The following is a 12,169-nucleotide window of genomic DNA, read 5'->3' as shown; positions in this document are numbered from 1 at the left end:
CCGTCTCGCCGGGCCGACCGCCCCGGCGCCGGCTCTCGCGGACGTCTCGGCGCGCGATCGCGGGCGGCGCGGCCCTCCTCCTTCTCGCCGGCGGAGCGGGCACCGCGGTCCTCGTTCGCGACTCCCTGTCGCAGGAGCGGTTCGCCGAGGCGTCCGAGGGGCTCGAGCGGGTGGCCGCCGACCACGATCGGGCCGTCGAGGCGTGGGCGGCGCTCGAGGAGTCCGTGGGCGAGCAGACGGAGGCGATCCGGCCGGTGCTGGACGAGGCGGGCGACACCTCCGTGGATCCCTCGGCGCGCGACGCCTACGAAGCGGCGATCGACGCCCTCGTCGATGCGGCCGACGACGTCCCCGTCGCCGCACGGGCGGCGGTCGTGGTGCCCGCGGCGCCGGACGGAGCCGATGAGCGCTTCGCGGCGGCCGACGACCTCGACGCCCGCGTGGCGGAGCTGGCCGAGGAGGCCGAGGAGCAGGAGGAGCAGCGGGACCGCATCCGTCCGCTCCTGTCCGCGACGAGCGACGCCGCGACCGCCTTCTCCGAGAGCACCGCCGCCACGGCCGAGGCGCTGATCGCGAGCAGCACCGCCGCCACGCACGAGTCGCGCTGGCTGGTCGAGAAGGCGCTCTACGGGTACGGCAGCGACCCGATCCCGCTCGACTTCTCGGACCCGGGCGCCCTGCGCGCGTACCTCGCGCAGGTCGAGGCGCTGCAGGCGTCGCAGGAGGAGGGTCTCGTCGAGCGCGCCGCAGCGGACTGGCCGCGGAAGCAGCAGGTGCTCGACTTCGCCGACTCGATCGGGGGCGGCGTGCCCATCGACATCTCCTGGGAGGAGAGCATCGAGGTGGACGGCGTGGCGTACGGCGACCGCGACTCCGGGGCCGGTCTGGCGACCTGGAGCCTGCAGGAGGGCGCGCCCTCGCGGATCCAGCTCACCGAGAGCATCCAGCGCTACTGGGACGCGGGCTGGACGGTGGGGCTCGTGGCGCACGAGGTCGGGCACGCCATCACCTCGAAGCAGAGCTGCTACGACCTGTACCGGGCGGCGCCCTTCGACGGCGACGACGAGAAGTGGGCGACCGCCTGGGCGCTCTCCCTGGGGTACACCGAGGGCTCGGGGGTCGAGCCCTACGGCTACCCGGGCGACGACGCGATCGCCGCCGCGGCGGGCTGCCGCTGAGCGCGTGCCGCCCCCGACCTCCTAGCCTGGGGCGATGAGCACCGAGCCGCGTCCCCTGCGCTACTGCGCGTTCGTCATGAACACCGCCTCCCACATCCAGCACGGGCTGTGGCGGCACCCGGACGCGCGGCAGCACGAGTTCGACGACGTGCAGCTGTGGATCGACCTCGCCCGCACCCTCGAGCGCGGACGCTTCGACGCGATGTTCTTCGCCGACGTCGCCGGCCTCTACGGCCCCGCGGACGGCGACTGGGAGGTCAACGCGCGCGAGGGCCTGCAGCTGCCGAGCAACGATCCGGCCGTGCTGCTGTCGGCACTGGCCGTCAGCACCGAGCACCTCGGCTTCGCGTTCACGAGCTCGGTGCTGCAGTCGCACCCGTTCGACTTCGCCCGCAAGGTCTCGACGCTCGACCACGTCTCGAACGGGCGGATCGGCTGGAACATCGTCACGAGCGCCCTGGACGGAGCCGCGCGCAACTTCGGCTACGACAGGCTCGAGGAGCACGACGAGCGCTACGCGTGGGCGCAGGAGTACCTCGACGTCGTCTACAAGCTGTGGGAGGGCTCGTGGGACGACGGCGCACTGCTGCGCGACAAGGCCGGTGCCTTCGCCGACGCCTCGCGCATCCACCGCATCGACCACGTCGGGAAGCGCTACCGGGTGCAGGGTCCGCACCTGTCGGCGCCGTCGCCGCAGCGCACGCCCGTGCTGTTCCAGGCCGGCTCCTCCCCCGCGGGCCGGCGCTTCGCGGCGCGCAACGCGGAGGCGCAGTTCGTCTTCTCGGGGTCGCCCGAGAAGACGCGCGAGCTGATCGCCGACACGCGCCGGCTCGCCGCGGAGGCCGGGCGCGGAGAGGGCGTCCCCGCCTTCTACCTCGGTCTCTCGTTCATCACGGGCGACACGGAGGAGGACGCGCGCCGCGCCGAGCGCGAGATCGACGAGTACCTCTCCTCCGACGCGTTCCTGCTGCACTCGAACCTCGGTTTCGATCCGAAGACGGGCGAGAAGCTCGACCCGGATCTGCCGCTCTCGGCGATCGAGACGTACGCCGGGCAGAGCCACCTGCAGTGGATCCGCGACGCGTCGCCCGACCGCGAGCCGACCGTGCGCGACCTCGCGCGGCTCTCGGCGAAGCTCCGCGGGCGCGTGGTGGGCACGCCCGAGCAGATCGCCGACCACCTCGCCGAGTGGCGCGACGCGGGCATCGACGGCGTCAACGTCGTCAACTGGATCCTGCCCGGCAGCTACGAGGAGTTCGTCGACCGGGTGATGCCGGTGCTCCAGGAGCGCGGACTCGCGCAGACGGAGTACGCGGAGGGGACGCTGCGGCGCAAGCTCTTCGGGACGGACGAGCTGCCGTCGACGCACCCGGCGCGCGCCTACCGCGGCGCGTTCGCCTGAGGCCGGCCCCCCTCCGCCGCGAGAGGGAGGGATCCGGCCGCCGATCCGCCTAGCGTGGAGCGATGACCACTCTGCCGTCCACCGTCTTCTTCTCCCTGTACGTCGTCGTCCTGGTGGTGGGCGCCGTGCTCGCCGTGGTCCTCGTGGTGCTGCTGTGCCGCCTGGCGATCGCGGCCCGCGAGACGCTGCAGACCACGACGCGACTGCGCGAGCTGCAGATCGTTCGGCTGCTCGAGGAGGACGAGGACGGGATCCCGCCGCAGGATCTCGGCTAGGGCAGCGCGGGGTGCGCGTCCGGCGTCGGAGCCCGCGGGATGAGGAGGCCCAGCACGACCGCGACGACCGCGCCCACCGCGCCGATGACGAAGGTGAGCCGGAAGCCCTCGGAGCTCGGCACCTCGACGGCGCCGACCGAGACGGTCAGCTGTGCCAGCACGGCGGCGGTGACCGCCGAGGACAGGGTCGTGCCGAGGGTGCGCATGAGCGAGTTGAGCCCGTTCGCCGCCGCGGTCTCGGAGGCGGGCACGGCGTGCATGATGAGCGTCGGCATGGCGGCGTACGCGAGTCCGAGGCCCACTCCGATCAGGGCGTTGATCACGAGGATCTGCCACACCTCGCTGCCGAAGGGCAGCACCAGGAGGTAGGACACCGCGATCAGCGCGGCGCCCGAGATCAGGACCACCCGGGGTCCCGACCGCGAGGAGAGTCCGGCCGCGACGGGCGAGGTCGCCATCATCGCGAGGCCGGAGGGGGCGAGCACGAGGCTCGCGACGATCAGGCTGAGCCCGAAGCCCACTCCGGAGGCGGTGGGCAGCTCGAGCATCTGCGGCAGCGTGATCTGGGCGCCGAAGAACGCGAAGCCCACCGCCACGGAGGCGAGGTTCGTGAAGAGGACGGCCGGGCGCACGGCGACGCGGAGATCGACGAGCGGGCTCGCCTGCCGCAGCTCGAACCAGCCCCAGAGCACGAGCACGGCGACGCCGCCGAGCCCCGAGCCGAGGATCGCCGGGCTCGTCCAGCCGGCGTCGTTGCCGCGCGAGACGGCGATCAGCACGCCGCTCAGTCCGATCGCGAGCCCGATCGCACCGACCACGTCGAAGCGCCCGGGCGAGCGCAGGGTCGACACCGGGACGACGAGCAGGATCAGCACGATGTCGAGGACGCCGAGTCCGGCGGACATCCAGAACAGGACGTGCCAGTCGGTGCTCTGGGCGATCAGGGCGCTCAGCGGCAGACCGAGTGCTCCACCGATGCCGAGCGTGGCGCTGACCAGCGCGATCGCGCCGGGCAGGCGGTCGCGGTGCAGGGTGTCGCGGAGGATCGAGATGCCCAGGGGGATCACCCCCATGACCGCGCCCTGCAACGCGCGCCCGACGACGAGGGTCCACACGTCGCCGGCGAACGCGCACACGATCGAGCCGAGCACCAGCACCACGAGCGCCGCGACCGCCATCCTCCGCTTCCCGTAGAGGTCGCCCAGGCGACCGGAGACCGGGGTCAGGATGCAGGCGCTCAGGAGGGTCGCGGTGATCACCCACGCGGTCTCGCCGCGGTCGGCGTCGAGCAGCCGCGGCAGCTCGGACTGGATGGGCACCACCAGCGTCTGCATGAACGACGCGCTCATCCCCGCGAAGGCGAGGACGGCGGTGATCAGACGCGGGTTCGGCGTGCGGGTGAGGGAGCGTCTGTCGGAGTCGGGCACGCAGGTCCTTCGGGTCGGGGGGAACGTATTGCCCAGCTTTGCAGTTGCCGGCCGGGTACTCGAACCGCGGGGAGCTCCGGAACCTTCCCGCTCCGCGCTCTTCCGGAGGACGGCGGGCGGGACGAGGATGTGCGGATGATCGACATCGAGAACTGGATCACCGGCTACGAGAGGGCGTGGGCGAGCGACGATCCCGCCGACATCGCCGCGCTCTTCACCGAGGACGCCGAGTACTTTACGGCGCCGCACCGCGACGCGATCACTCCGCGCGACGCGATCGTCGAGTGGTGGCGAGCGGAGTCGGAGCCGTCCGAGCCCACGTTCGCCTGGGGTCTCGTGGCCCTGACGGACGCGACGGCGGTGGTGCAGGGGCGGACCGTCTACCCGGGGGTGGAGACGTACCTGAACCTGTGGATCATCCGCTTCGCCCCGGACGGGCGGGCCTGCTCGTTCACGGAGTGGTTCATGGAGGAGCCTGCGGACTCGGTGTCGTAGGGGCGCGGGTCTCGATACGCCGCTGCGCGGCTACTCGACCAGCAAGGGGGGCCGCTGCGGCTGCTCGAGCAGCAGTGGCGGGGTCAGAGCTGGGCGCCCGGCACCGCGAAGGTGTCGCAGTCGACCGCGTCGCCCTCGAAGCCGGCCTCGAACCAGCGCTGGCGCTGCTCGGCCGAGCCGTGGGTCCAGCCCTCGGGGTCGACCGTGCCGGTCGCCTGCTCCTGGATGCGGTCGTCGCCGACCGCCGCCGCCGCGCCCAGCGCGTCCTGGTACTCCTGCGCGGTGACGGGCTTGAGGTAGGGCGTCCCCGTCTCGTCGGGAACGGTCGACGCGTCGCCGACCCACGCGCCGGCGAAGCAGTCGGCCTGCAGCTCGAGGCGCACCGAGTCCGAGTCGGGGCCGGTGCCGGAGCGGTCGGCCGACTCCATCGCGCCGGTCAGGTTCTGGATGTGGTGGCCCCACTCGTGGGCGAGGATGTACATCTGCGCGAGCGATCCGCCCGAGGTGTCGAACCGTGTCCGCAGCTCGTCGAAGAACTCGGTGTCGAGGTAGATGGTCTGATCCGGCGGGCAGTAGAACGGGCCGACCGCGGCCGTCGCGCCGCCGCATCCGGTGCTCGTCTCGGTGTCGAACACGATGACGCCGCCCGGAGTCGCATAGGTCGCGCCGATCGTGCCGGTCGCGGTGGCCCAGTAGCGGTCGAGCGACTCGGCGGCGCCCTCGAGGCGGCAGTCGACCTCGGTGTTCGCATCGGCTCCGCTGTCGCAGGCGACCGCGGTGCTGGTGATCTGCTCGGGCGAGGTGCCGCCTCCGCCGCCGAGGACCTCCCCGAGACCCGTCAGGTTCACGCCCAGCAGCTGCGACAGCAGCGCCAGCACGACGACGACGCCCGCGCCGCCGCCGACCGCGATGCCCGTGGTGCGTCCGCGCCGGCGGACCTTGCCGCCGCTGAGCTGGGAGTCGTCGTTGAAGGTCATGCGGTCACGGTAGTGGTCCGGCGCCGCTCCCCGCCGGGGCTTGCGGAGGCGCGGTTCAGCCCCAGCGCGACTCGCTCGTCGAGCGGATGATCTCGAGCAGCGCGTCGCGGAGCGGACCGTGCTCGAGACTGCCCGGGAACATGTCGACCTCGAGCCGGTGCGCACGCCGCCACGCCTCGGAGCCCTTGGCGGTCAGCGAGACGAGCTGGCGGCGCCGGTCGGCCGGGTCGCTCCGGCGCTCGACGTGGCCCTCGCGCTCGAGCCGCTCGATGGTGCGCGACATGGTCTGCACCTCGACGTGGGCGGAGGCGGCGAGCTCCTTCTGCGCGACGGGACCGGCCTGCAGCAGGTGCAGGACGATCAGTCCGGCGTGCGTGAGGCCGATCTCGGCGAGCGCCCCGTGCCAGGCGTGCTCGACCATGCGGGACGCGGTCGAGAGCAGTCGGCCCGTGGGCCAGCTGTCCATCCCGGAGTCGTCGTCCGCGCGCATCCGCTCAGGATAGCCCCGCGTGCCGGCCGCTCCCGGCTCACTCCGCGAAGCGGTCGGTGGCCTCGATCAGCGCGGTCAGGATGCCGGGCTCGTCGAACGCATGACCCGCGTCGGCGATGAGGTGGAACTCGGCCTCGGGCCAGGCGCGGTGCAGGTCCCAGGCGGTGAAGGCCGGGGTGCACATGTCGTAGCGGCCCTGGACGATCACGGCGGGGATGCGGCGCAGCACCTCGGCGTCGCGGATCAGCTGCCCCTCCTCGAACCAGCCCTTGTGCACGAAGAAGTGGTTCTCGATCCGCGCGAAGGCGAGCGCGAAGGCGGGGTCGGACCACGCCTGGATCATCTCGGGCTTCTGCAGGAGCGAGATGGTCGACGCCTCCCACGTCGTCCAGGCGACGCCGGCAGGTCCGTGCACGGCCGGGTCCTCGTCGTGCAGGAGGCGGTAGTACGCCTCGATGAAGCTGCCGCGCTCCGAGGCGGGGACGACGGAGGCGTACGACTCCCAGAGGTCGGGGTAGACCGCGGCGGCCCCGCCCTCGTAGAACCACTCGAGCTCGGCGCGGCGGAGGGTGAAGATCCCGCGGAGCACGATCTCGCTGACCCGCTCCGGGTGCGTCTCGGCGTACGCGAGGGCGAGGGTCGAGCCCCAGGAGCCGCCGAGGACCAGCCAGGTGTCGACGCCGAGGTGCTCGCGCAGGCGCTCGATGTCGCCGACGAGGTACCAGGTGGTGTTCGTCGAGAGGTCCGCACCGGGCTCGCTGGCGTGCGGGGTCGAGCGTCCGCACATCCGCTGGTCGAAGAGGACGATGCGGTACTTCTCGGGGTCGAAGAGGCGGCGGTGGGCGGGCGAGGTGCCGGCGCCGGGGCCGCCGTGCAGGAAGACGACGGGCTTGCCGTCGGGGTTGCCCGAGACCTCCCAGTAGACGGAGTGGCCGTCGCCGACGTCGAGCATGCCGGTCTCGTACGGCTCGATCTCGGGGTACAGGGTGCGCATGCTCGGCACTCTACGGAGTCGCGACGGCGCGTTCCGCGATCTCGGCGGCGCGGTGCGGGATCGACCGCGCGCGGCGGTGCCTCCGCTCGATCGCCTGCCCGGCGTAGGCCGCGGCCACGATCAGGGCCGCGCCCAGCGCACCGAGGGGCCCGATCGCCTCGCCCGCGAGCACCGTGCCGACCAGCAGCGCCCAGACCGGCTCGGTGCCCATCAGGATGCTCGCCCGCGCGGCCGAGGTCCGGCGGACCGCCCACAGCTGCACGACGAAGGCGAAGACCGAGCAGAGCAGCCCGAGGAAGAGGACGCTCCCCCAGGCCGCCGCGTCGAGAGCGGCCGCGGAGGCGGGGAGCGAGGGACCCGCGAGCAGGGAGAACGCGCCGGCGCAGACGAGCACCTGCACGAGGACGACTCCGAGCGTGCCGTCGGTGCGGCCCCGGGTGAGGTGCGCGCTGGCGGTGACGTGGAAGGCGCGCACGACCGCGGCGGCGATCACGAGGGCGTCGCCCGGCGTCGGCGTGCGGAACCCGCCCTCCGAGACGAGCAGCGCGACTCCGACCACCGCGGCGACCGCGGCGACGAAGAAGGAGCGCGGCAGCCACGAGCGCGAGGCCAGCCCCTCGAGCACGGGGGTCATCACGAGCGCGAGGCTGATCAGCAGCCCGGCGTTGGTGGCGGAGGTGAGGTGCACGCCCCACGTCTCGAGGCCGATGACCGCGGCCTGGGAGCAGCCGAGGACCGCGGCGATCACGAGGCCGCGCCCGCGCGGGAGGCGCTCGCGGCGCACCAGGCACACCAGGGCGAGGGCCGCGGCGGCCACCAGGAAGCGGAGGGCGACGGCCGAGGGCACCCCGGTCACGGCCGCGAGGTCCTTGGCGGCGAGGAAGCTGGCGCCCCACACCGCGGCGACGCCGAGGAGGAGGAGATCGGCGGCGGTGTCGGAAGAGCGGCGGGAGGGCATGGGGCTACTGTCGTTCCCACCGACGATGAAGAACAACGGGCATCGTCTTGATCGACGAGGAAGCAGACGCTTATGGATCCCGCGCGACTCCGACTCCTCCGCGAGCTCGGCGACCGCGGCAGCGTCGCTGCCGTTGCCGCCGCCCTGCACATCAGCGCCTCGGCGGTGTCGCAGCAGCTCGGCGCGCTGCAGGCCGGGGTCGCCGTCCCCCTCACCGTGCGCAGCGGCCGCCGGCTCGTGCTCACGGAAGCGGGCGAGGCGCTCGCCGTCGCCGGGGCGCGCGTCGAGGAGGCGCTGGCCGAGGCCCGGGCGGCGGTCGACGCGCATCTGGAGCGCGACGACCGGGCGGTGCGGGTCTCGGCCTTCCACAGCGCGGGCCTCACCCTCTTCGGGCCGCTGCTGCGGGCGCTGGGCGAGGACCTGCGCGTCTCGCTGACCGACGCCGACGTCGCCCAGAGCCGCTTCGCCGGGCTGACCGCCGATCACGACCTCGTGATCGCGCACCGCCTCGCGCACGACCCGGAGTGGCCGTCGGCCAGGATCGTCGTCACTCCGCTGCTCGTCGAGCCGCTCGACATCGCCCTGCACGCGGCGCACCCCCTCGCCGCGCAGTCGAGCATCCGACCCGAGCAGCTCCGCGACGAGCGCTGGATCTCGACGCACGACGGCTTCCCGCTGGCGGGAGTGCTCGAGCACCTCGGCGCGCTCGGCGGCCGGGCTCCGCGCATCGAGCACCGGATCAACGAGTTCTTCGTCGCGGCCGAGGTCGTCCGCTCGGGAGCGGCGATCGCGGTGATGCCCCGGATCACCGCGTCGACGCTCGCGGTGGACGGGATGGTGCTCCGCCCCGTCGAGGGCGGGGCGCTCGTGCGGCACGTGGATGTGCTCGCCCGACCGGAGGCGCTCGCGCATGCGCCGGTGCGCCGGGTGCTGGCTGTGCTGCAGGAGGTGGCCGGGCGCGTCGCGGAGTGAGGGCGGCGGCGACTCCTACCCCGCTCGCAGGACGCGCGCCTACCCTCGGCGGCATGAGCACGCAGCGCACGCCGGTGAAGGTCACGGTCACGGGAGCAGGGGGCGCCATCGGCTACGCCCTGCTGTTCCGCATCGCCTCGGGTCAGCTCCTCGGGCCGGACGTGCCCGTGCGGCTGAGCCTGCTCGAGATCCCGGCCGGGCTCCGGGCCGCGGCGGGCACCGCCCTCGAGCTGCAGGACGGAGCGTTCGGGCTCCTGCACGGCGTCGAGGTGACAGACGATCCCGCCGTGGCCTTCGACGGCGCGAACGTCGCGCTGCTCGTCGGCGCGCGCCCCCGGTCGGCCGGGATGGAGCGCGCCGACCTGCTCGCCGCGAACGCCGGCATCTTCGGGCCGCAGGGCGCCGCGCTGAACGCGCACGCCGCGGACGACATCCGCGTGCTGGTCGTCGGGAACCCGGCGAACACGAACGCCTGGATCGCCCGCGCGAGCGCGCCGGACATCCCGCGCGGCCGCTTCACCGCGATGACGCGGCTCGACCACAACCGCGCCGTCGCGCAGCTGGCCGCGAAACTGGACGCGCCGGTCGGCTCGATCGCGGGAGTCGCGATCTGGGGCAACCACTCCGCCTCGCAGTACCCGGACGCGACGCACGCGAGCGTCGACGGACGGCCCGTGACCGAGCTGGTCGACGCCGCGTGGCTGCACGACGAGTTCGAGCCGCGCGTCGCGAAGCGCGGGGCCGAGATCATCGAGGTGCGCGGAGCGTCGTCGGCCGCCTCGGCCGCGTCCGCCGCGATCGACCACGTGCACGACTGGGTGACGGGCACCGAGTGGACCTCGGCGGCCGTCGAGTCCGACGGGTCCTACGGGGTGGAGGAGGGGCTGATCTCGTCGTTCCCGGTGCGCTCGGTGGACGGCGAGTGGCGGATCGTCGAGGGGCTCGAGATCGACGAGTACTCGCGGCGCAAGATCGACGAGTCGGTGCTCGAGCTGCGGGCCGAGCGTGACGCGGCAGTGAACTACCTGCAGCGCTGAGCCCGCAGCTCGGGCCTCAGTGGCCCCGGAGTCAGTGGCCCCGGAGTCAGTGGCGCCGAGCCTTCTCGGGACGCGGCAGGCTGCCGTCGGCGCGGGCCGCCTCGTACCAGGCGTGCGCCTCCTCCTGCCGGGTCTTCTCGGCGCCGGTCGCGATGGCCGCGCGCAGGTGCTCGGGGCCGTAGCCGAAGGACGCGACGAGGTCGCCGGCGTGCGGACGGAGTCGGGCGAGCAGGCGGTCCATGTACGACGTCACGGCGACCGCGCGCTGCGACGAGAGCCGCCCGTGCAGCAGGTACCAGTCGAGGTGCTTCTCGACGAGGCCGAGGCCGAAGAGGTCGCGGAGCCAGGTGAGGACCGTGCGGGTCCCCTCGTCCTCGATGCCGGCGAGCGCCTCGGTGAACGCCTCCCACTGCAGCAGCTCGGCGTGCGCGCGGGCCGCCTCGATCAGCTGGTCCTGGTGGGCGTTGAACAGTCGCGCGGCCTCGTCGGCGGGGAGCTTGCGCGCCGCCCGGAGCCGTGAGGCGATGCCCGAGACCATGGTCTCGACGCGGCTGGTGAGCAGCTCGCGCTGGTCCTCGCGGAGCTGGCCGACGGAGCGGGCCGTGGATCCGCGGTCCGACACGACCTGGGCGAGGCGGCGCAGACCGGAGTTGTCGACCGTCGCGCCGGCGACCTGGCCGACGGCGTAGCGCGCGAGCTCAGTGGGCTGGGCGTCCTTGAAGCGGCGCCCGACGTCGGTGAGCAGGCGCTTCGCGACGAGCTGGAGCAGGACCGTGTTGTCGCCCTCGAAGGTGACGTAGACGTCGAGGTCGGCGCGCAGCTGCGTGAGCCGGTTCTCGGCGAGGAAGCCCGCTCCTCCGCAGGCCTCGCGCGCCTCCTGCAGGGTGTCGAGGGCGTGCCAGGTCGAGAGGGCCTTGAGCCCGGCCGCCAGGGTCTCGAGGTCCTGGCGCGACTCGTCGGTGTCGTTCCGGCCCGAGAAGACGTCGTCGAACGCGCGCAGCAGCTTGTCGTGCGCGAAACCGGCGGCGTAGGTCGTCGCGAGGCGCGGGAGCAGACGGCGCTGGTGGCGCTGGTAGTCGAGGAGGACCTCCTCGCGGTCCCCTCCCCCGGTGAACTGCCGGCGCTGGTCGCCGTAGGTCACGGCGATCGCGAGGGCGATGCGGGACGCGGCGACCGCTGCTCCGTCGAGGGAGACGCGACCCTGCACGAGGGTGCCGAGCATGGTGAAGAAGCGGCGGCCCGGGCTCGCGATGGGCGAGGAGTAGGTGCCGTCGGCCGCGACGGAGCCGTAGCGGTTCAGCAGGTTCTCGCGCGGCACGCGGACGTGGTCGAAGTGCAGGCGGCCGTTGTCGATGCCGTTCAAGCCGCCCTTGAGGCCGTCGTCCTCGCCGCCGATGCCCGGGAGGAACGAGCCGGACTCGTCGCGCAGCGGCACGAAGAACGCGTGCACGCCGTGGCCCACACCCCGGGTCACGAGCTGGGCGAACACGACGGCGGCGCGGCCGTCGATCGCGGCGTTGCCGAGGTAGTCCTTCCACGCCGCGCGGAACGGGGTGTTCAGGACGAAGTCGCCCGTCTCCTCGTCGAACGTGGCGGACGTGGCGATGGATGCGACGTCCGAGCCGTGGCCGGTCTCGGTCATCGCGAACGCGCCGGGGATGCGGAGGTCCATGATGCCGGGCAGCCACTTCTCGTGGTGCTCGCGGGTGCCCAGGTGGAGGACGGCAGCGCCGAAGAGGCCCCACTGCACGCCCGACTTGATCTGCAGCGACGGGTCGGCGGTGACCAGCTCCTCGAAGCCGGCGATGTTGCCGCCGTGGTCGGCGCCTCCGCCGAGGTCGGCGGGGAACGCGCGCAGAACGCCCTTCTCGGCGGCGAGGATCCGCATCTGCCGCGTCACGCGCGCCCGGTGCTCGGCCATGGGGAGGCCGCTCTCGCCGTGCAGCTCGGGGCGGGCGGTCCTG

At 73.3% G+C, this 12,169-nt stretch carries 12 protein-coding genes; 6 read left to right on the top strand and 6 right to left on the bottom strand.

The features are described from left to right. From NB037_RS16395 to NB037_RS16385, 3 genes are all read left to right on the top strand, one after another. Window positions 1-1,178, top strand: a 1,178-nt coding sequence (locus NB037_RS16395; protein WP_251947640.1) for a hypothetical protein, incomplete at its 5' end; no start/stop codon positions are given. Window positions 1,179-1,212: 34 nt separating this feature from the next. Further along, window positions 1,213-2,580 (top strand): LLM class flavin-dependent oxidoreductase, encoded by a 1,368-nt coding sequence (locus tag NB037_RS16390; RefSeq protein ID WP_251947638.1) that lies wholly within the window; start codon window positions 1,213-1,215, stop codon window positions 2,578-2,580. A gap of 62 nt (window positions 2,581-2,642) precedes the next feature. Further along, complete coding sequence (locus NB037_RS16385; RefSeq protein WP_251947636.1) at window positions 2,643-2,855, top strand: hypothetical protein; 213 nt, start codon at window positions 2,643-2,645, stop codon at window positions 2,853-2,855. On the opposite strand, the gene NB037_RS16380 is transcribed toward NB037_RS16385, so the two are convergent. Then, window positions 2,852-4,282, bottom strand: coding sequence for an MFS transporter (locus NB037_RS16380; RefSeq protein ID WP_251947634.1), 1,431 nt, complete (start codon window positions 4,280-4,282; stop codon window positions 2,852-2,854). The two genes, NB037_RS16385 and NB037_RS16380, sit on opposite strands and share 4 nt — an antisense overlap. Before the next feature lie 135 nt (window positions 4,283-4,417). On the opposite strand from NB037_RS16380, the gene NB037_RS16375 reads away from it, so the two are divergent. Then, on the top strand, window positions 4,418-4,777 hold the full coding sequence (locus NB037_RS16375) for a nuclear transport factor 2 family protein (RefSeq protein ID WP_251947631.1): 360 nt from the start codon (window positions 4,418-4,420) through the stop codon (window positions 4,775-4,777). Between the two features lie 83 nt (window positions 4,778-4,860). Here the strand turns inward: NB037_RS16375 and ypfJ are convergent, their stop codons facing one another. From ypfJ to NB037_RS16355, 4 genes are read right to left on the bottom strand one after another with little or no spacing between them, the layout of a single operon-like run. Further along, complete coding sequence (ypfJ, locus tag NB037_RS16370; RefSeq protein ID WP_207406636.1) at window positions 4,861-5,754, bottom strand: KPN_02809 family neutral zinc metallopeptidase; 894 nt, start codon at window positions 5,752-5,754, stop codon at window positions 4,861-4,863. Window positions 5,755-5,809: 55 nt separating this feature from the next. Further along, window positions 5,810-6,244: a MarR family winged helix-turn-helix transcriptional regulator gene (locus NB037_RS16365; protein ID WP_251947628.1), complete on the bottom strand. Its 435-nt coding sequence runs from the start codon at window positions 6,242-6,244 to the stop codon at window positions 5,810-5,812. Window positions 6,245-6,281: 37 nt separating this feature from the next. Then, window positions 6,282-7,238 carry a prolyl aminopeptidase gene (pip, locus tag NB037_RS16360; RefSeq protein ID WP_251947625.1) on the bottom strand — a complete coding sequence of 319 codons (957 nt, stop codon included), beginning with the start codon at window positions 7,236-7,238 and terminating at the stop codon, window positions 6,282-6,284. A gap of 10 nt (window positions 7,239-7,248) precedes the next feature. Continuing rightward, window positions 7,249-8,196 carry a DMT family transporter gene (locus NB037_RS16355; protein ID WP_251947622.1) on the bottom strand — a complete coding sequence of 316 codons (948 nt, stop codon included), beginning with the start codon at window positions 8,194-8,196 and terminating at the stop codon, window positions 7,249-7,251. Between the two features lie 72 nt (window positions 8,197-8,268). Between NB037_RS16355 and NB037_RS16350 the strand changes: the two genes are divergently transcribed. Next, a complete protein-coding gene (locus NB037_RS16350; RefSeq protein WP_251947619.1) occupies window positions 8,269-9,168 on the top strand; it encodes a LysR family transcriptional regulator in 900 nt (299 codons plus the stop codon). Between the two features lie 53 nt (window positions 9,169-9,221). Continuing rightward, window positions 9,222-10,205 carry a malate dehydrogenase gene (locus NB037_RS16345; protein ID WP_251947616.1) on the top strand — a complete coding sequence of 328 codons (984 nt, stop codon included), beginning with the start codon at window positions 9,222-9,224 and terminating at the stop codon, window positions 10,203-10,205. A gap of 46 nt (window positions 10,206-10,251) precedes the next feature. On the opposite strand, the gene NB037_RS16340 is transcribed toward NB037_RS16345, so the two are convergent. Continuing rightward, on the bottom strand, window positions 10,252-12,169 hold a 1,918-nt coding region (locus tag NB037_RS16340; protein WP_251947613.1), incomplete at its 5' end, for an acyl-CoA dehydrogenase family protein.

The organism is Rathayibacter rubneri (genome assembly GCF_023743255.1).
In the GTDB taxonomy this organism is placed as follows: Bacteria; Actinomycetota; Actinomycetes; order Actinomycetales; family Microbacteriaceae; genus Rathayibacter; species Rathayibacter rubneri.
The sequence above is the reverse complement of the archived record's forward strand: the minus strand, read 5'-3'. Positions and strand labels throughout refer to the sequence as shown.

Coding starts and splice junctions, on each gene's coding strand:
- NB037_RS16390 (WP_251947638.1), top strand. CDS start 1,213: ATGAGCACCGAGCCGCGTCCCCTGCGCTACTGCGCGTTCGTCATGAAC.
- NB037_RS16385 (WP_251947636.1), top strand. CDS start 2,643: ATGACCACTCTGCCGTCCACCGTCTTCTTCTCCCTGTACGTCGTCGTC.
- NB037_RS16375 (WP_251947631.1), top strand. CDS start 4,418: ATGATCGACATCGAGAACTGGATCACCGGCTACGAGAGGGCGTGGGCG.
- ypfJ (WP_207406636.1), bottom strand. CDS start 5,754: ATGACCTTCAACGACGACTCCCAGCTCAGCGGCGGCAAGGTCCGCCGG.
- NB037_RS16365 (WP_251947628.1), bottom strand. CDS start 6,244: ATGCGCGCGGACGACGACTCCGGGATGGACAGCTGGCCCACGGGCCGA.
- pip (WP_251947625.1), bottom strand. CDS start 7,238: ATGCGCACCCTGTACCCCGAGATCGAGCCGTACGAGACCGGCATGCTC.
- NB037_RS16355 (WP_251947622.1), bottom strand. CDS start 8,196: ATGCCCTCCCGCCGCTCTTCCGACACCGCCGCCGATCTCCTCCTCCTC.
- NB037_RS16350 (WP_251947619.1), top strand. CDS start 8,269: ATGGATCCCGCGCGACTCCGACTCCTCCGCGAGCTCGGCGACCGCGGC.
- NB037_RS16345 (WP_251947616.1), top strand. CDS start 9,222: ATGAGCACGCAGCGCACGCCGGTGAAGGTCACGGTCACGGGAGCAGGG.